Annotated in this window: 24 protein-coding genes; 13 read left to right on the top strand and 11 right to left on the bottom strand. The window is 50.4% G+C overall.

The window, feature by feature from the left end:
- Window positions 1-63: 63 nt before the first annotated feature.
- The 3 genes from HMY34_RS14420 (at window position 64) to HMY34_RS14410 (ending at window position 3,786) form a co-directional block, all read left to right on the top strand.
- Window positions 64-435: a hypothetical protein gene (locus HMY34_RS14420; protein WP_202716147.1), complete on the top strand. Its 372-nt coding sequence runs from the start codon at window positions 64-66 to the stop codon at window positions 433-435.
- The gene (mdoH, locus tag HMY34_RS14415) at window positions 432-2,462 is read left to right on the top strand and encodes a glucans biosynthesis glucosyltransferase MdoH (protein ID WP_202716146.1); all 2,031 of its coding nucleotides are present in this window, start codon (window positions 432-434) and stop codon (window positions 2,460-2,462) included. The genes HMY34_RS14420 and mdoH overlap by 4 nt, the downstream gene beginning before the upstream one ends.
- 88 nt (window positions 2,463-2,550) lie before the next feature.
- Complete coding sequence (locus HMY34_RS14410) at window positions 2,551-3,786, top strand: ATP-binding protein (protein WP_202716145.1); 1,236 nt, start codon at window positions 2,551-2,553, stop codon at window positions 3,784-3,786.
- A gap of 255 nt (window positions 3,787-4,041) precedes the next feature.
- Here HMY34_RS14410 and HMY34_RS14405 read toward each other — a convergent pair whose 3' ends face one another.
- The 3 genes from HMY34_RS14405 to HMY34_RS14395 form a co-directional block, all read right to left on the bottom strand.
- Entirely contained in the window at window positions 4,042-5,196 is a 1,155-nt protein-coding gene (locus HMY34_RS14405) for a hypothetical protein (RefSeq protein WP_202716144.1), read from the bottom strand.
- Between the two features lie 486 nt (window positions 5,197-5,682).
- Window positions 5,683-7,854, bottom strand: a complete 2,172-nt coding sequence (locus HMY34_RS14400; protein WP_202716143.1) for a nitric oxide reductase activation protein NorD — start codon at window positions 7,852-7,854, stop codon at window positions 5,683-5,685.
- Window positions 7,855-7,863: 9 nt separating this feature from the next.
- Window positions 7,864-8,700, bottom strand: coding sequence for a CbbQ/NirQ/NorQ/GpvN family protein (locus HMY34_RS14395; protein ID WP_202716142.1), 837 nt, complete (start codon window positions 8,698-8,700; stop codon window positions 7,864-7,866).
- A gap of 182 nt (window positions 8,701-8,882) precedes the next feature.
- On the opposite strand from HMY34_RS14395, the gene HMY34_RS14390 reads away from it, so the two are divergent.
- From HMY34_RS14390 to HMY34_RS14375, 4 genes are read left to right on the top strand one after another with little or no spacing between them, the layout of a single operon-like run.
- Window positions 8,883-9,401, top strand: coding sequence for a hypothetical protein (locus HMY34_RS14390; RefSeq protein WP_202716141.1), 519 nt, complete (start codon window positions 8,883-8,885; stop codon window positions 9,399-9,401).
- Window positions 9,402-9,404: 3 nt separating this feature from the next.
- Window positions 9,405-10,880: an OmpA family protein gene (locus tag HMY34_RS14385; RefSeq protein ID WP_202716140.1), complete on the top strand. Its 1,476-nt coding sequence runs from the start codon at window positions 9,405-9,407 to the stop codon at window positions 10,878-10,880.
- A gap of 16 nt (window positions 10,881-10,896) precedes the next feature.
- Window positions 10,897-11,400: a Rab family GTPase gene (locus tag HMY34_RS14380; protein ID WP_202716139.1), complete on the top strand. Its 504-nt coding sequence runs from the start codon at window positions 10,897-10,899 to the stop codon at window positions 11,398-11,400.
- The gene (locus tag HMY34_RS14375) at window positions 11,393-12,445 is read left to right on the top strand and encodes an HD-GYP domain-containing protein (protein ID WP_202716138.1); all 1,053 of its coding nucleotides are present in this window, start codon (window positions 11,393-11,395) and stop codon (window positions 12,443-12,445) included. The genes HMY34_RS14380 and HMY34_RS14375 overlap by 8 nt, the downstream gene beginning before the upstream one ends.
- On the opposite strand, the gene msrQ is transcribed toward HMY34_RS14375, so the two are convergent.
- Both msrQ and msrP read right to left on the bottom strand, forming a co-directional pair.
- Window positions 12,420-13,064 (bottom strand): protein-methionine-sulfoxide reductase heme-binding subunit MsrQ, encoded by a 645-nt coding sequence (gene msrQ / locus HMY34_RS14370; RefSeq protein ID WP_202716137.1) that lies wholly within the window; start codon window positions 13,062-13,064, stop codon window positions 12,420-12,422. The two genes, HMY34_RS14375 and msrQ, sit on opposite strands and share 26 nt — an antisense overlap.
- Window positions 13,064-13,993, bottom strand: coding sequence for a protein-methionine-sulfoxide reductase catalytic subunit MsrP (gene msrP / locus HMY34_RS14365; protein WP_202716136.1), 930 nt, complete (start codon window positions 13,991-13,993; stop codon window positions 13,064-13,066). Before msrP ends, msrQ begins: the two co-directional genes overlap by 1 nt.
- A gap of 104 nt (window positions 13,994-14,097) precedes the next feature.
- Here msrP and HMY34_RS14360 point away from each other — a divergent pair, with 104 nt between their 5' ends.
- Window positions 14,098-14,715: a ubiquinone biosynthesis accessory factor UbiJ gene (locus tag HMY34_RS14360; RefSeq protein ID WP_202716135.1), complete on the top strand. Its 618-nt coding sequence runs from the start codon at window positions 14,098-14,100 to the stop codon at window positions 14,713-14,715.
- A 2-nt stretch (window positions 14,716-14,717) separates the two neighbouring features.
- Here the strand turns inward: HMY34_RS14360 and HMY34_RS14355 are convergent, their stop codons facing one another.
- Window positions 14,718-15,299, bottom strand: coding sequence for a beta-class carbonic anhydrase (locus HMY34_RS14355; RefSeq protein WP_202716134.1), 582 nt, complete (start codon window positions 15,297-15,299; stop codon window positions 14,718-14,720).
- Window positions 15,300-15,466: 167 nt separating this feature from the next.
- Here HMY34_RS14355 and HMY34_RS14350 point away from each other — a divergent pair, with 167 nt between their 5' ends.
- The gene (locus HMY34_RS14350) at window positions 15,467-15,988 is read left to right on the top strand and encodes an ISAs1 family transposase (RefSeq protein WP_228287870.1); all 522 of its coding nucleotides are present in this window, start codon (window positions 15,467-15,469) and stop codon (window positions 15,986-15,988) included.
- Here the strand turns inward: HMY34_RS14350 and HMY34_RS14345 are convergent.
- The 4 genes from HMY34_RS14345 to HMY34_RS14330 form a co-directional block, all read right to left on the bottom strand.
- Complete coding sequence (locus HMY34_RS14345; protein WP_266096934.1) at window positions 15,970-16,455, bottom strand: IS630 family transposase; 486 nt, start codon at window positions 16,453-16,455, stop codon at window positions 15,970-15,972. The genes HMY34_RS14350 and HMY34_RS14345 overlap by 19 nt on opposite strands.
- A 17-nt stretch (window positions 16,456-16,472) precedes the next feature.
- On the bottom strand, window positions 16,473-16,763 hold the full coding sequence (locus tag HMY34_RS14340; protein ID WP_202716133.1) for a COG3415 family protein: 291 nt from the start codon (window positions 16,761-16,763) through the stop codon (window positions 16,473-16,475).
- A gap of 93 nt (window positions 16,764-16,856) precedes the next feature.
- Window positions 16,857-18,025 (bottom strand): IS3 family transposase gene (locus HMY34_RS14335; protein ID WP_407701832.1). Its coding sequence is split into 2 segments (ribosomal slippage): window positions 16,857-17,746 and window positions 17,746-18,025, totalling 1,170 coding nucleotides; the frame shifts between segments, so codons are not numbered across the junction.
- 61 nt (window positions 18,026-18,086) lie between these two features.
- Entirely contained in the window at window positions 18,087-18,287 is a 201-nt protein-coding gene (locus tag HMY34_RS14330) for a hypothetical protein (protein ID WP_202716132.1), read from the bottom strand.
- A gap of 47 nt (window positions 18,288-18,334) precedes the next feature.
- Here HMY34_RS14330 and HMY34_RS14325 point away from each other — a divergent pair, with 47 nt between their 5' ends.
- Window positions 18,335-19,021, top strand: a complete 687-nt coding sequence (locus HMY34_RS14325; RefSeq protein WP_228287869.1) for an ISAs1 family transposase — start codon at window positions 18,335-18,337, stop codon at window positions 19,019-19,021.
- Between the two features lie 128 nt (window positions 19,022-19,149).
- On the opposite strand, the gene HMY34_RS14320 is transcribed toward HMY34_RS14325, so the two are convergent.
- Complete coding sequence (locus HMY34_RS14320) at window positions 19,150-19,830, bottom strand: cytochrome b/b6 domain-containing protein (protein ID WP_202716131.1); 681 nt, start codon at window positions 19,828-19,830, stop codon at window positions 19,150-19,152.
- A gap of 212 nt (window positions 19,831-20,042) precedes the next feature.
- Between HMY34_RS14320 and HMY34_RS14315 the strand changes: the two genes are divergently transcribed.
- From HMY34_RS14315 to HMY34_RS14305, 3 genes are all read left to right on the top strand, one after another.
- On the top strand, window positions 20,043-20,246 hold the full coding sequence (locus tag HMY34_RS14315; protein ID WP_202716130.1) for a cold-shock protein: 204 nt from the start codon (window positions 20,043-20,045) through the stop codon (window positions 20,244-20,246).
- A gap of 138 nt (window positions 20,247-20,384) precedes the next feature.
- A complete protein-coding gene (locus HMY34_RS14310) occupies window positions 20,385-20,648 on the top strand; it encodes an RNA recognition motif domain-containing protein (RefSeq protein WP_202716129.1) in 264 nt (87 codons plus the stop codon).
- Between the two features lie 93 nt (window positions 20,649-20,741).
- Window positions 20,742-21,305 carry a DUF2058 domain-containing protein gene (locus tag HMY34_RS14305; RefSeq protein ID WP_202716128.1) on the top strand — a complete coding sequence of 188 codons (564 nt, stop codon included), beginning with the start codon at window positions 20,742-20,744 and terminating at the stop codon, window positions 21,303-21,305.
- The last annotated feature ends 33 nt before the right edge of the window (window positions 21,306-21,338 follow it).

Raw genomic sequence — 21,338 nt, 5'->3', positions numbered from 1 at the left:
CAGTCTCAATAAACAATAACAACTGTAATACTGTTAACAACCCTTGAGCGGATTGACAAACAAATGACTGAACAACTAGCACAAACTGACGCAGCAAAAACCGAGACGAATGCTCCTAGCAATGCCTGGTTAATCGCCCAAAAACGCGCCAATGACTACCTAAAACTGCACCGCTTATTGGACTCAGAACGTGAACGCCTGTTAGCGCAAATCACTCAAAAATTGGCGCGGGCGGGATTATTTTCCGAGCAAGAACTGATTCAACTGTTCATCAGCACCGCTCAGGAAGAGCTGGCGCTGCTGCAAGCCAAAAACAGCGACAACCGCACCCCCACTGGGCCGTTGTTTGAGCGCAGCAGTATTCGGATCGCGCCTTTGCAAGCGATTACATTATTGCCATCGTCACGCCCACGCTCACGTTTACTGCTTAAATGAGCCAAGCACACGACGAACAAATACCTTGGCAAGCGACCGCCAGACGGCGGCGATTGGTATTTTTTGCGACAATTGCCTTCTTGACCGGACTCGCCACCTTTTGGCTGGGCGCTAACCTGCCTGCGGAGCTGCCTATTGTGTGGCAAGCCTTGGTGTTGATTCCGTTTGCGATACTGTTTTTGTGGTTAGCCTTAGGCTTTATGACCGCTGTGGTCGGGCTGTGGGTACTGAATTTCGGCGGGCAAAACCGCATTGCGAGTGCGCCCACTTCGCCCTTGCCGCAATTGCAAACCCGCGATACCACCGCGATTTTGCTGCCGATTTATAACGAAGACATCGCCTACGTTTACGCCGGGCTGCAAAGCATTTACCAATCACTGGAAAAAACCGGGCAGTTACACCAGTTCGAGTTCTACATCCTCTCGGATTCCGACGATGCCAGCAATTGGTTACGCGAAGAAGCCGCATGGTCGGCATTGTGCCGCACTGTGGGTTCATCCGAACGCATCCACTACCGCCGCCGTAAACACCGTACCAAAAAGAAAAGCGGCAATGTGATGGATTTCTGCCGCCGCTGGGGTAAACGTCATCCCTACATGGTGGTGCTGGATGCTGACAGCCTCATGACCGGCGATGCTTTAGTGCGTCTGGTCGATGCGATGGAACGCAATGAACGGGTTGGTCTAATCCAAACCCCGCTCTACACCATCGGTTTGGATACGCTGTACGCTCGCGGGCAACAGTTCGTTAATCGCTTATACGGGCCGATATTTTTTGCGGGTTTGCATTGGTGGTGGCTGGGTGAAAGCCAATACTGGGGGCACAATGTCATCATTCGCACCCAAGCCTTTATGGGGCATTGCCACTTGCCCAAACTCAAAGAAGGCAGCACTTTAGGCGGCGAAATCCTCAGCCACGACTTTGTGGAAGCGGCATTGCTCAACCGTGCAGGCTGGGAAACGTGGCTGGCTTACGACATGGAAGGCAGCTTCGAGCGCCCCCCACCGACCATGACCGATGCCCTCAAACGTGACCGCCGCTGGTGTCAGGGCAACCTGCAACACTGGCTAATTATTTGGGCGCATGGCATTCCGCACCTCCACCGCTTCCTGTTGTTGGGCGGCATTATGTCTTACGTCAGCTCCCTGATTTGGCTGGGTTGGCTGGGCATATTAACCGCAATTGCAGTATTTTATCCCAAGCTCACCTTAATTCCGTTAACCGCAGGCAATAGCGCGTTGTTGGTGCTGACTCTCATTTTGCTATTTTTCTACAAAACCTTCGGCTTAGCGGAAACAGTACGCAAAGGCACGGCGCATTTGTTTGGCGGCGTCAGCGGGCTGAGCGCCAGTGTCGCCACAGAAACCCTGCTTTCCATGCTTACCGCCCCCGTGCGCATGATGTATTACAGCAAATTCGTGGTGCAAATCCTGCAAGGCAAACGTGCTGTGTGGGGCACGCAACAACGCACTGGCGGCGGCTTGACGTGGGCAGATGCTTGGCAAGAATACGGCTGGGTCAGCCAAATTGGGGTGGCGTGGGCAATTTTGCTGCTGATATTCAACCCCATGACCTTTCTGTGGATGTCGCCGGTTATCGCAGGCTTAGTACTTTCAGTGCCATTGGGCATGTTGACCAGCGTCCAGACCAGCTTGCAAACCAACCTATTCCGCACCCCGGATGAAGTTGCGCCCGACTATATCTTGCAAGCTTTTGAGAAAAATTACGCTGAAATGTTGGCGAACCCGTGTATCTCCACCCGCGATTTGTTTATCCGCGTGGTGGTCGATCCGCTCGCTTTCCGGCAACACATGACCTACATCCCGCACCGCCAGCACGTCCCCGAAGGCACGCGCCAGCAACGTGAAGAACAGGTCAAACGCTTGCTAGAACAAGGCCCCGGCGCAATTTCCAACAGTGAACGCCTGATTATTCTGGAAGACGACGACATGCTCATGCAATTGCATACGCAAGTGTGGCAATTGCCGGAAGCACGATTCCACGAGCATTGGATGTCGAAGCTATAGCAAATCTGGTCTTGTAGAGACGCAAAATTTTGCGTCTCTACCCACATCAACACTTTAAACCAGACAAATCCTAGCGTAGAGTTAGGATATGTCTGATCTAAAGCGCAACCTAGACACCAAAATCAATCTGCTGCTCACCCTGTTCCCGGTGGTGCTACTGATTGGTGCGCGGCAAACCGGCAAAACCACTCTCAGCAAACAGCTACGTCCTGATTGGCGCTACTTCGATTTAGAGAATGCCGCTGACCATGACTTTCTCAGCCGCGACTACGATTTCTTTTTTCGAGAATATCCCCGTCATCTCATCGTTAATGAAGCTCAAGAAGACCCCGAACTATTCCGTCACCTACGAGGTGTCATTGATGCCAAACGGGAGGAAAAAGGGCGGTTCATCCTAACCGGTTCAAGTTCACCAGAATTGTTACAGCAAGCAAGCGATTCGTTAGCAGGGCGTATCGCGATTGTGGAAATCGGCACGCTGAAAATGAACGAAGTTCTCCAACAGCCATTGCCACCGTTTTACCGTATTTTTGAGCAGCCCCTGACGAGCGATACGCTGGATTACCTGAAAACACTGGAAAACCCGATCCCAGATGTGATTCCGCTATTTTTACGCGGCGGTTATCCTGAACCTGTACTGGTGCAAGATACGTATGCGTTCGGGTTATGGATGGAAAACTATTACCAGACTTACATCAATCGTGACATCCGGCGGCTATTTCCGCGTCTGGATAGCATTCGTTACCGGCGTTTTATCAGTATGTTGGCATCGCTCTCTGGCACGATCATCAACAAGGCACAACTGGGGCGTTCGGTGGATGTGTCAGAAGTGACCATCCGCGACTATATTGAAATTGCTGACAAAACCTATATCTGGCGCACCATCCCCTCGTTTGAAACCGGCAAAAGCAAATCGGCATTGAAAATGCCCAAAGGGATTTTGCGTGACAGCGGCCTGACGCATTATCTCGCGAGCATCGAAAACCGCGAAGCTCTGTTACGCTCCCCGCAGGTCGGGCAGAACTTTGAAGCTTTTGTTACCGAGGAAATCATCAAGGGCATACAGGCGACCCGCGTCACCCGTTGGGATTATTATTACTTTCGTACCAAGAATGGCGCGGAAGTTGACCTAGTGCTGGATGGCAGCTTTGGAACGTTGCCGATTGAAATCAAGTTAGGGCAGCAAACCACAGTGAAGCAACTAAAGGCTTTACGGAAATTTGTTGAATTACATGGATTGCCGTTCGGAATAATCGTGAATAACGACACTGAAGTGAAAATGCTGACGGATAAGATCATTCAACTCCCTGCCGGATACTTTTAACAAAATGATGAAATCACGTTATATTTTTCATCATTCCATATTGTAATAAAAAAATACACCTACTAAACCCCGTCTAGCGCGAGAACCGTAGTTTCTCCTGCTCAGGCTCAAGCGTAGTTTTTGTCCATAGTCGATCAGCGATGGCATGAGGATGGGCATTAATGGTTTTCTCAAAAGAAACAACTTGCTCAATCAGTTTGGTGTCAATGTTGTAGCAGGCATAGTAAGAACTGTGGATTTCAGAACAGCCGGGGTTTAAGTTGCTTTCGGACTATTTATCACTTTAGATGGTTTCTGAGAACCATGATAAAGCTGTCGGCCAAGAGCAGAGAACATTCGCCGAGGAATCCATACAACAGCACCAAAAATAACGAAAAAATATAAAAGCCACGTTGGCACCATGAGTAAAAGCTTTACTAGCAAATCAAAAAAATCGCCTTTATAGGCTATTTTAGTTCCACGGCTCACGAATTTAGTAAATTTTAATGCACCAACATTATCAAGTAACTTTAACCCACCTTGACCAAAGGTTGTGGCTAACTTAATTGTTTCATTACCTAATTTCTCTGATCGTTGCGCAACATCAACAGCCACACCACCACCAATATGATAAATTGTTGCGCTATGAGATCCAAAGGCATCGGCAAATTTTGCCATACGTCGGAGATCCGCAGCATTTTCTGCATTCCCTATTAATTTAAATCCGCCACGTGTATTAGCAAGCGTATTTACATCACTAAGAAAATCAGTTAACGCTCCAAAACTTTTTGATTGCTTTGCAGTTTTCGCTGTTTTAACAATTGCTTTCCCTAACCAAGGAGGTAATTTTCCAAGCTTTTTAGCTGTTTTAAGTGCGATAAGTCCGCTTTTAACAACAGTGCTTCCGACTACTGAGGGCGCTGCAACACCGCCAGTGGCTACCGTCCCAGCTCCACTGGCTACTTGCGCAGTGCTGGCAACAACTCCAAGCGTTGCTAAGGCAACAAGAATTTCATCGACTTCTTCGCCTTGTGCAAGGTTAACTCCTTGCTCTGCTAAGTCACGGATGTCGCCAATAACAAAAAAATCAGTCGCCACTCCCGCCACTTTACCGATTGTTTCATCGCTTGTGCCAGATAGCAGCCCTTCTCCCAGTTTATTTAGCTGATAACCCCAACTTTCACGTTTACTTGAAATCTCTTGATATAAGGACTGTGCTTCTGAATTTTGATTAACATACTCATAATCCATAAAAAAGCTCAAATAATCCGCAGCCTCGGCATATCGTTCTTCTGCCAGCATGGCACGAGCATCTGGAAGCGGATCAATACGCGTCAGTGCTAAAACCAAAAGTTGTGTTTGTTGCCAGAGGATACCAGCAGAAACAGCAGCCAGCACTAACAAAGCAAGTTTAAAGGGGAGTTTAAACATCTTGAATTCCTCTAACGTTAAAGCGTTTTATTAATTTTCTTCAAAGAATCTTATATAGAAAATCATCTAAAAAATATTCAAAGCCATCACTCATCACAATCGCCCCAATGCCAAAAACTTTAACAAAAAGCACACAAATTAAAAGTGATCACTATCACAGAAAAAGTATTAATACAAAAAAATATGCCAATTTATCTTACACAAGCCCCACAAAATAGACATCAAAGAATGTCAGATTCGATTGACTTTAAAAAATAAACCAATGCATTTCAACCTTGATCCGCTGCTCCCACATACTATCATTGCGCGTTACCCTGTTTCATTCTGTCCGATCAGTCGCAGTATTTCATTGTGCGCGGCAATAACCGCAGCGAAATATTCCTTGCTGAAGCAGACCGTCAATTTCATATAAAAAAATTAGCGCAAGGATTATTAACTGTAACAATTCTTACAGCAATGATTCTTACGCTATGGGCAAATTCAAAATCAAGACGTCAATCGCCGGTAAATATCCGCCACCTTCAACGGCAATTTCTTCACATCATCAATCTCCACCCAATTGGCGTGACCGTACATGTGCGGCAAATAATCCTTGCCGCGCTGGTCAATCGTGATGCAAAACGGATGAATACCCGTCCGCCGCGCTTCAAACAAGGCTTGGCGCGTATCCTCAATCCCGTACTGCGTATTATAAATGTCGAAATAATCTTCCGGCTTGCCATCCGAAAGCGTAATCAGCAAGCGGGTTTTCGCCTCCACCGTATTCAGCTTCTCGGTCAAATGGCGAATCGCCACGCCCAAACGGGTGTAATCTTTCGGCACAATCCCCGCAATCCGCGCTTTGGTGGCGCTGTTATACAAATCGTCAAACGCTTTGATGCGGTAGATTTCGCAACGCTTGCGCCCAATCCCCGAAAAGCCATAGATCGCATAACTGTCACCCAGCTTTTCCAGCACTTCGCACAACATCACCAAGGCTTCACGCTCGGCATCGTTGATCCAGCCCTTGGTGCTGCCACTCATATCGACCATGAACATCACCGCCATGCTGCGATCCGCCCGGTGCATGTGCTGAAACAGCTTATCGCTCATTTCGCTACCGTCGCGGCTATCCGCCAGCGCTTCCACCAGCGCATCAATGTCCACATCATCGCCTTGCGACTGGCGTTTCAGCAAACGGTTTTCATCGCGCATCGCCTCGAAAGTGCGCCGCAAATGCTTGATCATGCCCTGATACTTATCCAGCACCTTATCCACATACGCCGGATCGCCGGGGGGCAATTCCAGTTCACGCAACACACACCAGTTTTTGCGGTAATGCTGGCGGGCAAAATCCCACTCACGGTACAAAAACGCCCCCTCTTCGTGGTAAATCCCTTTCCACACGTCCTCAATGTCTTTTTCTTCTTTTTGATACAAGGACGGATCGTATTCCCCATCCCCCGCAGGCACTAAAAATTCCGGCGGCACATCGCCCCAATCCAACATAATCGAAGTCAGCAACTGCTTCACATCTTCCGGCGGCGCAATCGGCTTATCATCCAGCACCAACTCCATGCCCTGCCCCTCTTGCACCTCGCGCATCTCAAATTCCGGCGACGCAACCTCCTTCTTCTCTTCCTCCTCCCCTGACAAGGGGAGGTCGGGAGGGGTTTCTTCCTTATGTTCCTTCACCAACTCCGCGAGTTTCACCCTCAATAAAATCTTTTCCCGCTCCATCCGCGCCAACATACAAGCGGTAACAGCCTCAGGATTCAACCTAGTCTGATACACCGGCTGTGGAATCGGCAACCCCAACACCTGCGGCACTAACGCCAACACATCCTCAATGGTGGAAGAGGGCGTATGCAACACCCCCCGACACGTCTCCCACATCCCATGTAGGGGCGTATTGCATACGCCCTCTTCCTCCCGCATTTCATCCAAGCGCAAGCGCTCAATCCGCTGCATATCACGCCACAACCCCGGCAATTCACGCTCCATATACGCCTCCAGCCGCAAAGTATCCAACGCATGAAACGCCGCCAACGCCTGCTCCCGATCAGGGTAATCCGCTAACACTGTCGCAAAATCCACCCGAAAACTGCCAAAGCGCGTCTGCGCCCACATGAACGCCACCTGCGCCTTGCACAACAGGAAATTATCCTTGGATTTCACCAATTTCGCGGTAATGTTCGGCAAATACAGCGTTTCACTGTCGGTGTACACCGTGTCGCCTTGCGCCAATTTCAGCCGCCGCCCCGACAAACCACACACGAAGGTCGACAAAATCGACTCCACTTCGTCAAAAGCAACCCCTTCCGCGTGAGCATGAGCGCTTTCCAGAAAGCTATCGACCTGTTGAATCACCGCCAACGCCGGGCGCAAGCCCTGCTGATCAAAAGTATCCGCCGCGTGAACTGCCCAGGCTTCGATCACGCGCCGTTCCAACCGATCCAATGCCTCCACCACGCGAATAATGAATTCGTGGCTAATGTAAACATTGGTGGTCAGCAAACGCTCCGCCCAACCGAGGATGAAATCTTGCGTATTCCGATCCAAATTGACCAAGCCTTGCACAAGCTGTTCGACTTTCAGCCAAGTAAATTCAACTTCATACAGTTCCTCAAGCCGCTCCAGCAAAGTGGCGTAAGCATAGGGTTGCTCCGTTGCTTTCAAACCCGTCTCCTAGAATAGTGCGCCAATCAGTTCGTTAATCGCCGCAATCATGTCACTGTCATCCGTCAATGCCAGCGCAATCGCCCCCTGACACGCCGCACGCGGCTCGACGCCTTTGGAAATCAATTTGCCCGCGTGTACCAACAAGCGAGTAGATGCTCCTTCTTCCAAACCGTTGTCTTTCAGGTTGCGGGTCATTTCGGCGAGTTTCAGCAATTTATCGGTCACAGCGGGGGCTAACCCAGTCTCGTGCATAATAATTTCACGTTCCAGCGCCGGTTTCGGGTAATCGAATTCGATGGCAACAAAACGCTGGCGGGTGGATTGCTTCAATTCCTTCAACACGCTTTGGTAGCCGGGGTTGTAAGAAATTGCCAGACAAAAACTGTCCGGTGCTTCCAGCAATTGCCCTAACTTTTCAATCGGCATAATGCGCCGATCATCTGCCAGTGGGTGAATCACCACCATGGTATCCTTCCGTGCCTCGACAATTTCATCGAGGTAACAAATGCCGCCGGAACGCACCGCTCGTGTTAACGGACCATCGACCCACACCGTTTCGCCGTTCTTCACTAAATAACGCCCCACCAAATCGGAAGTCGTCAAATCATCGTGGCACGACACCGTAATCATCGGACGGCGCAACCGCCACGCCATATATTCCATGAAACGGGTTTTGCCGCACCCCGTCGGGCCTTTCAGCAGCAAGGGCAAATGGTTGTCATAAGCGGCTTCAAACAGCGTGATCTCATTGTTCACTGGCACATAATACGGCTCTTTTTCAATGAGATAGGTTGACGGGTCATGAATGAGGGCGTGATTGCTGGCATTAGCGGTATTCTCCACTACAACGGACTCCTGTGGTTGCTTGACATCAAGATCACACGATAATAACAGCACCTAGCGTTGTACGGTTATTCTGTGACAGATACTAAGGGAGTTAACCAAATATCAGGAAAACTGGCGACCACATCGCGCTAATGCTAAGGTCGCAACCATTCCCAATAATAAAAACAAGGGCTATCCCCATGACAACAACAGAAGCAGATCTCGACTTTGCACCGCCCGTACAAGACAAAAATCTCGACATGGTGCGCAACATCCTGTTTGGCGAACAAGCGCGTGAAAACGAAAAACGCCTAGCCAATCTGGAACGTTTCGTCAAAGTGTGGACCAATTCCGTGCGTGACGAAATGCGCAAAAACATGGATAGCGTCAACCACGAAATCCACATGCTGCAAGACTTGTTGGATCAAGAAGCCAAAGCTCGCATGGCAGACACCGCCACCGCTCGCAAACATTTTGAACACAGCAGCAAAGGCATCGAAAATCTGCAACGCCAGCTTCAAAGCAGCGACACCATACTCAACGAACGCATTACCGAAGAATCCAAACTGCTCAGCCAAATCATGGAAGAGCAGCGTAACGATTTGCTCAACCAACTCAAACAGGCCACTGAGCAATTACGCCAAGACAAAGCCGATCGCAAAATGCTCGCCTCCCTGCTAGAAAGCGTCAGCCATCAATTGGCAGGTGACAAGGCATAAGCCATGCAAGGCACGCCCGATATTTCACAGTTGCGCCACCTACTGTTCGGCAAGGACTACGATGCCTTGCTGGCATTAAAAGCACAGTTTGAAAGCTCTGCAACATACAGTGCCAGTGTCGCCAGCGTCATTGCCGAAGCGCTGCAACATCGCGAAGCACACGATGGCGGTGTATCCAGCGTTTTAGCACCGACAGTTGAACGTGCCATGAGCCACGCCATCAGCAGTGACCCCAAACGCTTTGCCGACGTGCTTTACCCGGTGATGGGGCCTGCTATCCGCAAATCCATCCAGCAAGCGTTGAACGAAGCGCTGGAAAATTTCAACCGCCTGCTTGAGCAAAGCCTCTCGGTAAATTCGTGGCGCTGGCGTTGGGATGCATGGCGCACCGGGCAATCGTATGCGCAAATTGCGATGCTGCGCACCTTGGTGTATCAGGTGGAACAAGTTTTCTTGATCCACCGTGACACCGGCTTGCTGTTACAGCACGTCGTTTCGGAAAACGTGACCAGCAAAGACCCGGAAATCATCTCCGGCATGTTAACCGCGATTCAGGACTTCATTAAAGATTCTTTCGCTACCACCGGCGACGACATGCTCGATACCCTGCGCTTGGGCGAACTCACCGTCTTGGTCGAACACGGCCCGCTGGCGGTGCTTGCCCTGGTGATACGCGGTACAGTCCCCGCCGAATTACGCGCATTGCTTGCCGAAACGGTGGAAAACATTCACCAGCAATACCGCCAACCACTGCAAGCTTATCAGGGTGATGCCAGCGTTTTTACCAGCATTGAACCCTTGCTCCGCGACTGCCTGATCAAAAAACAACAGCAACGCGAAAAACGCCCGCCATGGTTAGCGTATTTGTTACTGGCAACCATCGTTGGCGCACTCGGCTGGTGGATTTACCAATACCAACAAGCCCAAGCCGCACAATTGCACCAACAGCGGCAGGCTGAACAGGCGCAGCAAGCCGCCGTACAAGCATTGCGCGAACAGTTGGCACAACAACAGACGCAACAGGCTTCCTTGCAAACCTCGATGCAAACCTTGCTCGACCAGCAAAATCACCAACAACAGCACAGCGCACAACAAATTGCTGCCGACACCGCTGCACTGACAACACTCACCCAGCAAATCGAAGTCGCCAACTACCCGTTTGAAAAAGCCAAGGCAGACGTTAACCCGCAACACCCCGCCATTATTGCCCTGGGTAAACACATCGGCGAACTGCTGCAAACCGCGCAACGCTTGGATAAAACCCCACAAATCATGATTGTCGGCAATGCGGATGACAGCGGCAAGGACACCTTTAATCGTGAAATGGCGCAACAACGGGCTGACAACTTACGCACTGCCCTGATAACCTCCGGCTTACCCGCGTTCGCATTGGTTGCCTACGGCGCACCACATCCGGGGCTACCCAGCCATTTGCAAAAAAACGAACGCAGTACCCACTACCGCGTCAGCCTTTACTAGTACCAGCGAGAGAATCATGATTCAGCAAAAAATATGCCTGTTAGGTTCCTTCTCGGTAGGCAAAACCAGCCTGATCCGCCGTTACGTTGACAGCCTATTCAGTGACAAATACCTCACCACGGTTGGCGTCAAGATCGACAAAAAGCAGCTTGAATTCAACGGCAACACGCATTCCCTGATGCTTTGGGACATTGCGGGCGAAGACGATTTTACCAGCATCCGCACCGCTTATTTACGCGGCATGTCCGGCTACATTATCGTGATTGACCCCACCCGCCCACACTCGTATGAAACCGCACTCTCGATTCATGACATGGTGAAAACCACGGTCGGTGACTTGCCAGCCGTGTTTGCCCTCAACAAAGCTGACCTAAAATCCACCTGGCAATTCGAGACTCCGCAACATCAGCACCTGCAACAACTGGGACACCCCATCGTCGAAACCAGCGCCAAACAAAACGTCGGCGTTGAAACCATGTTCCTGAAACTGGTCGAACAATTAGGAGGTCAACATGGATAAGCTGCTCGCCAATATCTGTGCTTCGCTGAACATTGCGGTATTCTGCCAACGCCCCAATGATTCATTTCAGCTACTTTCCCCTACCCCCGACTGGCTGGTGTTTTTCCTAGGTCAATCCGTCTCAACCGAATGTGCGCTTACTCACACCTTTCCTTACCTCACCTGTTTCATCGACGATGCCGAACAACATTGGCAAGCACGCAATGCCACCCCGCTATCCTCCGGTGTTTGGGTCGAAACCGACGAACTCGGCAATGAAATCGCCATCGAAGCCAACGCCTTGTGGGTCGACGGGCAAGCCGTATTGCTGCTCAACAACCTAGGTGAAAAATACCGCAAAGAAGTCAGCCACCTGCAACAACTCCGCGAAGGCTTGCTCACCCAAGAAAAACTCGAAAACGAAGTCCAAAAGCGCACCCTCAAAATCAAACAGCGCGAAGAAGAAATCGCCATCAAACTGGTCAGCCTCACCAGTTACCGCGACGAAGAAACCGGCGCACACGTCAAACGCATTGGCTTATACGCAGCCGCGATGGGCAAAGCCTTGGGCTGGGAAACCCAACAGATTGACGACATCCGCATTGCCGCCCCCATGCACGACATTGGCAAAATCGGCATTCCCGATCGCATCTTGCTGAAAAAAGGCAAACTCACCGATACCGAATTCGCCATTATGAAACGCCACACCGAGATTGGCGCAAAAATGCTGCAAGATTCCCACATCCCCGTGCTCGACATGGCAGCCGATATTGCGCTGTGCCACCACGAAAAATGGGACGGTTCCGGCTATCCACGCGGGCTGATGGGCGAAGAAATCCCTGTTTCCGCCCGCATCACCGCCATCGTCGATATTTACGATGCCTTGGTACACGAGCGGGTTTACAAAAAAGCGCTCAGCGAAGCCGAAGCGCTGGAACTCATGGAGAGCATGACCGGCTCACATTTGGATGCCAAACTGTTCGAGGTATTTTTAGGCATACTACCGGTGATGCGCCGGATTCGGCAGGAAGTCAACGAAATTAATGAGTTACTGGTGTCTTACTAAAGCGTGGAACAGACCAGCGCCACAGCCGTTCACCCAACAATATTGCCAGCAATACCGCGTAAATCAGCGGCACCTCCGTGCGTGCTTTGCTGTCTGCCAGCCACCAAAAATGCAATACTCCTAATACCGCCAAGGGGTAGATTAGGGTATGCAGCCGTTGCCAATTACGCCCCAGCTTGCGGATCGCTGCTTTAAACGAAGTCAGCGCCAACGGCGTCATCAACACAAACGCCAACATTCCCACCGTAATGAAGGGGCGCTCCACAATGTCATACCAGATTTCCGCCCAATCGAAAAACTGGTCAAGCCACAAATAACTCAGGAAATGCAAAACGCCATAAAAAAAGGCAAACAGACCGAGCATACGCCGCAAGCGTATCCCTTGAACCCAGCCTGTTGCCCGTCGCAGTGTCGAGAGCAATAACGTTAACAGCAAAAACCGTAACGTCCACTCCCCCAAACTGCGCGTAATCGTTTCAATCGGATTCGCCCCCAGCGTGTCTTGCCACACTCCCCAGCCTAACAATGCCAGCGGCAGCAGTGCCAATGCAAACACGACCGGCTTGAAGACTTTGGTGAAATACGGCTCACGAATCTGAACAGCAGTTTGCGCTCGCATCAGTAGTTCTTCCGTAAATCCAAGCCACTGTACAAACTCGCCACCTGTTCGGCATACCCGTTGAACATTAAGGTATCGCGCTTGCGGAATTCACCGATGCGGCGCTCTTTACGCTGGCTCCAGCGCGGGTGATCAACTTCAGGGTTCACATTGGAATAGAACCCGTATTCACCGGGAGCCGAACGCCCCCAACTGGTATCCGGCTGTTCTTCCACAAAACTAATCCTGACAATGGATTTAATGCTTTTGAAACCGTATTTCCAAGGTACGACCAAGCGCAACGGTGCGCCGTTTTGATTCAGCAAATCTTTGCCGTACAAACCCGTTGCGATGAAGCTCAAGGGGTGCATCGCCTCATCCATGCGCAAGCCTTCCGCGTAAGGCCAGTCGAGCACATTGCGTTTTTGCCCCGGCATCTGTTCCGGGTCAAACAGGGTTTCAAAACTCACGTATTTGGCTTTGGACGTTGGTTCAAAACGTTTCAGCAAATCTGCCAGTGGAAAGCCGAGCCAAGGAATGACCATCGACCAACCTTCCACGCAGCGCAGGCGGTAAATACGATCTTCCTTGCTGTGCGGTTTGAGAATGTCTTCTAGGTTAAGTTTACCGGGTTTGGCGCATTCACCATCGACGGTAACACTCCAAGGTGAGGTTTTCATAATGCTGGCGTATTGGGCGGGGTCGCTTTTATCCGTGCCAAATTCGTAGAAATTGTTGTAGGTGGTAATGTCGTCGAAAGGCGTTTGTTCTTCATCGGTCGAAAACGCTGATTTCGCCGCTGCACTCAGGGGCAAACCGCTTGCGCCGATTAAAGCGATACCCCCCAGTGTTTTGAGAAAATCGCGACGCCGTTGGTAAAGCGTGTAGTCGGTCACGTCGTTGTCGGTCACGTCGTTGTCGGTCAGATCGAATGGGCGTTTGATTAACATATTAATGCCTCCTTGGTTTATGCTATTACGCATCAACACCGGGTTTGGATGCAAATAACCGTGCAGATACGTTATGCTAAACCCTCTACAGAGAGGAATTCGCCATGTTATTCGCCGCCCTGACCGCCACACTCGAAACCGCCTTCAACACCTGGTTACAATTGGACAAAGCCAGCCACGGCAATGCCTTGGCACGGTTGCAAAGCTTGCAAGGCAAGCTGATTTGCCTACACATCAGCACCCCTGATCTCCAACTGTATTTTCTGCCGACTAATGAAACCGTGCGTGTGACCACTACGTATGCAGCCGAACCCGATGTCACCATTCACGGCTCAGCACTGGCGTTAATGCGCTTATCCGCTGCGGAAGATACCGGCAAAGCCATGTTAGCCAACGGCGTTAAAATCGACGGTGATATGGGCTTGGGCAACCGTTTCAGCGCCATCTTGCGCGACATTGACGTGGATTGGGAAGAACTGCTGTCACGCGCAGTCGGTGATGTGCTTGCACACCAAATGGGACAATTGGCACGCGGTAGCAAAGGCTGGCTGGACGATTCCGCCCACGCGATGCGTTTGAATACCCAAGAATATTTGCAGGAAGAAGCGCGGTTATTGCCCGCTGAAGCCGAAATCCGCAGGTATCTGGATGAAGTCGATACGCTGCGGATGGATGCCGATCGCCTAGAAGCGCGGCTCAAACGGCTGGAAAGTCGCCAATAACATTACGCAGCTAGACCGGCGGTAGTTGCTTCTGGTACTTCGATCAATTGGCCGGTTTTGCAGTCGTAGATATAACCGTAGATGGGAATTTCAGCGGGAACCATCGGGTTTTCACGGATGCGTTGCACATCCTCCACCACGCTTTGTTCCAGATTGCTAATGGTCAGCCATTGCACAAATTTACCGTTAGCGCAGCCCGTGCCATCGCCATGATCGTGCCAGCCGGACGCATCCACTGTGGCGGTTTTCAGGCTACTCGCCAACAAATTGCCCATGATTTCATTGTTGAAAGTTTCCATCCCGCAATCGGTGTGGTGTATTACAAACCATTCACTCGTCCCCAACAGCTTGTAGGAAATGACCAAGGAACGAATCGCATCATCGCTTGCCCGCCCTCCGGCATTGCGAATCACATGCGCATCTCCCTCTGCCAATCCCGCGTATTTGGCAGGATCAAGCCGCGCATCCATGCAAGTTAAAATCGCGAAATGCCGCCCCGGTGGCATGGGCAAGTTGCCCTTATCCCCGAAGTTAGCAACATAATTCGCATTGGCGGCTAACACTTCCTCTAACACGTTACTCATAAAATCCTCCTAAGGTTTCACCGCGTATTGTGGCGCCGGACTATCGGCGGTGAAGCGAGGCATCCGGTCATGGCAATAGACTTACGCCATTCATTAGGGCAATCGCATTAAAACGCTCTTGACAAAACCACCTTAAGGTTGTTCCCTGTCAGGCTTTTGGTAGCCCCATGAAACTCCGCCCAACGGCTTCGATAGTCGAGCATTTTGCCTCAATTCCTGACCCACGCATGGATCGTCGCAAACGGCACAAACTGAGCGATATTTTCTTCATCACCCTGTGTGCGGTGATTTGCGGCGCGGATGACTGGGCATCTATCGAACAGTTTGGCAGGGCCAAAGAAAAGTGGTTCACCCGCGTACTGGATTTGAAGCATGGCATCCCGTCACACGACACGTTTGGGCGGGTTTTTGCACTGATCGACACCCAGAAGTTCAGTGAATGTTTTAGCCGTTGGGTGGCTGACTTGTGTGACCTTAGTGAGGGTGAGATCATTGCCATTGATGGCAAATGCCTGCGCCGCAGCCTTGATAGCGCATCCGATAAAGCCGCCATTTACATGGTCAGTGCTTGGGCAACCAAGAACCAGTTAGTGCTGGGTCAACAACGGGTGGATGACAAGTCCAATGAAATTACCGCAATCCCCAAGTTATTGATGCAGCTTAATATACCTCACAGCGCCAAGACTTGAACATTTTTAAAGGTTTGAAAGTTTGTTGTCATCAACTGTGCCAGTTCTTTCTTGTGATCAGTATCCAGCTTGTCGAGACAGTTGGTGATGGCCGACTTGAAAGCGGGAAACTTATCATAGTACTTCGAGTACAAGCATTTTTTCTTGACGAACTTCCACAACCGTTCAATCAGATTGAGGTTGGGTGAATAGGTCGGTAAAAACAATAGTTCAATATTGAGCCTTTTCGCACAGGCAAACACGGCTTCACAGCGTTGATACTTGGCATTATCCAAGACCAACGTGATCGGTATTTTGAGTGCTAACGCTGCAATTTTTTCCAATAATTCACACACGCTGCCAGCGTTGATATAGGTATCGTTAGTGAGGGTGATCAGTTGCAGTGTTATCACATTGAGTGCGCCCAATACGTTGTAACGTTGTCGACCACAGGGCGCTTTGATGAATACGCGGGAAAATGACCACAAAAATCCCAGAAACGGTGCTAAAACGAAGTGGGCGGCATCGACAAAAAAAGGGCGCGTTTACCTTCTTGAGCCTCTTGAATGCGCGGTTTAAGTTCATTTTCCAAGAACTTTTCTTGTGCTTCCACATCAGCTTTGGCGGGTATCATCCCCACTTTACGGATGTCCATCCCTATTTTCTTCATAAAGATACGTACCCTGTCCTCGCTGCGTTTGATGCCTGTCAGCTCCTCAATCTTGGCGGCTGCTGCCTTGCTGGTCGCGGGTGGATATTCACGAAAATAGGTCTCAATCTTGTCTTTATATGCCATCAAATCACTCTTTGGTTTATTGAAGCGTATTTCTTTAAGAGCTTCTAAACCGTTAGGTTGTTTAAGGTACTCCCCATTGTCCAGACCAAAATCTCAAGAAATTAAAATAAAAGCTGGTTGATAAAAATCTGTCTTCCCTTGCCCATCCTGCCGCCCTGCAAAATACACAGCAGCCGGTGTGCTGTAATCGAGGGACTGATGCAAGCGTCGGTGGTTGTAGAACTGGAAGTAGTCCCGCAAGCCTGTCCTTGCCTCTTGCACCGTCTGTATATCCTGCAAATAAATATGTTCATATTTGACTGTCCGCCACAGCCGTTCAATAAAAATATTGTCCAGTGCGCGTCCCCGCCCATCCATGCTGACACGGATGCCTTTGTTTAGCAGCGGTGTCGTGAATCGTGGTGTCGTGAACTGTGCGCCTTGATCGGTGTTGAAGATTTCACACGACCCGCTATCCAATAACTCGCCGACCACTTCAATGCAAAAATCAGCTTCCAACGTGGTACTGATCGCCCAACCCAACACATAACGGCTGTACCAGTCGATCACTGCCATCAGGTACACAAAGCCATGCGCCAATCGGATATACGTGATGTCGGTACTCCACACTTGATCGCAGCGGTCAATCACCAAACCCCGCAGCAGGTAAGGGAAAATCTCATGTTCAGGGTTCGGTTTACTGGTGTCAGGTTTTTGGTAAACCGCCTCCAGACCCATGGTGCGCAATAGCCGCCTCACCCGCTTTTCGTTCACTACATGCCCCAAGGTACGCAAATGTGCTTTCATCTTAAGCACCCCGTAGTAGGGCGTTTGGGTGTATTGTTCATCCAATAAGCGCATCAACAACAGGTTTTCCTCACTTTCACCCTGCGGCTGGTAGTACAGGCTGGAGCGGTTGATCCCCAACAATCCACACTGCTGACGCAAGCTAAACGCCGCATTGTCTGGCTCAAGCAAGGCTTTCCTTAGGGTTAATGGATACCCGCCGACTTTTTTTTCAGCCAATCACGTTCGGCAACCACTTGCCCTAGTTGGCGGTATAACTCGTCAATCTCCGCTTGCTGGTTGTGTTGATCGCGGTCTTTTTTACTGGAAAAAGCCAAGGGGATGGCAGCTAGAGCCTGTTTTTTCCACGTGCTGATCTGAGCCGCTTGGATGGCGTAGGCGGTGATCAGTTCGTTGGTGGTTTTCTGTTGCCTGATCGCCTCCAATGCCACTTTCGCCTTGAACTCCGCTGTATGATGTTTGCGCACATTTGCCATATCTTGCCTCCTTTCGCTGCTATCCTCTTATCTTAGTCAGTGGTCTAGAATATGGGGAGTATCATAGTTGGTAGGCGTTTAGGTAGGCAAGCAGCGTGGCTTCTGTAATCCTTTCCAATCGTTTGATTTCCTTATGCGTCAACTGTTGGGATTTCAGGTACAGCACGGACATTTTCTTACGGACTCTGGGATGAGGGTGGCGCTCCTTCCAGTAGAACAGCTCCGCTACCTCATCATCAGTGAAGGTGATTTTTAATGTCATACATTACTCATAGTTGCCTTTATTGACCGTCAGTTAACCATATTTACTTGATTACTAGAAAGCCATTTTATGGCACTGATTGGTATATCACGGGTGCAGTGGTGACGCTGGACGCGATGGGATGCCAAACGGCGATTGCCCAACAGATCGTGGATAAGGACGCAGATTACCTGCTCAGCCTCAAGGGCAACCAAGGCACATTGCATCAGGATGTGAAACTGTTCTTTGAATCCGCCAACACTTGTCCACCGATTGGGCACACCAGTTATGACGGCGGGCATGGGCGTATTGAAACCCGTATCGTGCGGGCTACCTCAGACATCAAGTGGTTAAAGAAAGACCATCCCCATTGGGCTAAGCTCACCAGCATCATTGCTGTCACCGCCATCCGCGAATGCAAGGACAAAACCACAGAGGAAACCCGTTACTTCATCAGCAGCATGGATGCCTCCAACCCCGAACGTTTGGGGCAAATCGTGCGGGCGCATTGGGGCATCGAGAACAACCTGCACTGGGTGTTGGACTATGCTTTCCGCGAAGATGACCAACGGATGCGTTCCGGCAACGGCGATGCCAACATGGCGGTTGTCCGGCATATTGCCCTCAACTTGGTCAAAACCGAGAAAACCGTCAAGCTCGGTGTGAAAAACAAGCGCCTCAACGCAGGCTGGGATGAGGACTATCTGCTAAAAATCGTCACAGGCAGACCGGGGGCTACTAAGCCTAAAACCTAGGGTCTTGTAAAACAAGATATTTTTAATGCGATTGCCCTGGCCATTCATGGAAATGACTATAGACCGAAGTGGAGAAGCTCACGACAAACCACGCAAAAATTGTACAATTCGCATAGGAATCGCCCCTGTTACGGCTTCGGCGGCTTTTGAATGCTCGCAATGGAAACATGCGTGATTGAAGCTTTGCCGGTAGCAGGTGGCGGTTTCACACTCGCGGCGGGTGTATCCACATGAAAATAACGGTAGCCACTGATGATGCCGGAAATACTCGCACCCTTGCCTTTCAGGTCATGCAATACCACTGCCAGTAAATGCGCCAGGGTAAACCCCAAAATCAAACTCGCCAAGCCGCCATGCAGCCCAAACATCGACATTCCCAAGAATTGATACGGCGCGTTATAAAATAAGCCCGTTATCGCACACACCAGCAACACCACCCAAAACAGCGGGTAGATCACGCGCCAAAACGGGTTATGCCCATACCAATTCGGTAATGGAAACCGCGCAAAGCTCAGGTAAAACAACGCCATCTGCTTCATGCCGACCCATTGCGCCTTATCCGGCAGAAATGCACGCCAATTGGCAGTACCGGGCAGCAAAAACATCAAAATCACCCGTCCCACCACCGCAACCAACACCAATTGCCCCACAATCATGTGCCAATCGCGCCAGAAGTCAGGATCCACCACACCCTGTTGCAATGCCCACGCGCTTGCCAATAAAAACAGCACTCCAGCAGCAATCAGACCGTGGGTTAGGCGCACCCAACCCGACCACACCAACACATAACGTATCGTTTCTTGTTGCATCTCAGCCTCACTGACAGCTCAATCATAAATGCCCAGTCTAGCAGGAATTCAAAATAATAGTGGCATTCAGCGGGCGATTAGCCTACCCTCGCAAAAGCTACAGCGATTACCCTGGCAGTTTCAACAGTTCCTCCCGGTTACTTCACGAATATCTCCCCTGTTACCTGTAAGCACAACACTCTCATACACCTGTTTTTTAAAGGAAATTCATCATGGCTACAGGCAAAGTAAAATGGTTTAACGACACGAAAGGTTTCGGCTTTATTTCTCAAGACGACGGCGGCCCAGACGTATTCGTTCACGTCAGCGCTATCCAAAGCTCAGGCTTCAAGACCTTAGCAGAAGGTCAACCCGTCAGCTTCAACGTAGAAAAAGGCAACAAAGGCCCGCAAGCTACCAACGTCGTTCCCCAATAAGCTTTCAAGCCTAGCGCTCATTCAGCAACCGGGCTGATTTCCCTACCGCACGGCGGCATCTGGACATCAGCCCGTTTTTCCATTGAGTATTAGCCTTACTCAACCCGCCCATTCACCCCAGCATTCGGGAACATCACTATGAAAACACTCTTCATTGGCAACATTGCGCCACAGGCGACAGAAAAAGAACTGCGCGAACTCCTCGCCGAATACGGCACTATCCGCAAACTGGAAATGCCCCGCGATATTTTCAGCGGCAAATGCAAGGGCTTCGCCCTGATCGACATGGAAGGCCACGAAGCGCGCGCAGTCATGGCAGGCTTAAACGGCAAAACTTTCCTCGATAACCCGCTCAAAGTCACCGATGACAAGCCCAAAGCCAAAGGGCGCGGTCGCCGCTAAGCAATATTTCACCTATTCGGGGTCTCACCCCGATTTTGTGCCTGACGACAAATGGTATACTCCGCATATCATAGCAACCGGACTGACTTCCTCATGTCACTCAAAGACCAACTCCTCAAGGCTGGCTTAATCGACCAGTCCAAGGCACAAAAAGCCGAACAAGATCAGCGCAAGCAAGCCCACCAAAAAACCGCCAAGGCCCAAAAACAAGCCAAAAAAACCGGCGAAGTCGTGGTGGATGAAGCCAAAGTGCTCGCGGAAAAAGTCTTGCAGGAAAAAGCCGAACGCTCCAAAGAACTCAACCGCCAACAGCGCGAACAGGCTGAGAAAAAAGCCCTTCAAGCGCAAATCAAGCAACTGATCGACATCAACCGTATCGACCGCCAGCGCGGTGACATTGCTTACCAATTCGCCGATGGCAGCAAAATCAAAAAGATTTACCTGACCAAAACCCTGCAAGACCAACTCGCCTACGGCATTATTGTGCTGGTCAAATTTGGCGACGGCTACGAACTCGTGCCACGTCAAATTGCAGAGAAAATTGCGCAACGCGACGCCACTTGTATTTTGGTGCAAAATGCGGGTAGCACCGAGACCGCCGCCGTGGAAGACGACCCTTACGCTGATTTCAAAATCCCCGACGATTTGATGTGGTAAGCACTTTTTTCTTGAATCGTAATTCAAAAATAT

Origin of the sequence: Thiothrix subterranea (genome assembly GCF_016772315.1) — a bacterium.
Classification (GTDB): Bacteria; Pseudomonadota; Gammaproteobacteria; order Thiotrichales; family Thiotrichaceae; genus Thiothrix; species Thiothrix subterranea.
The sequence above is the reverse complement of the archived record's forward strand: the minus strand, read 5'-3'. Positions and strand labels throughout refer to the sequence as shown.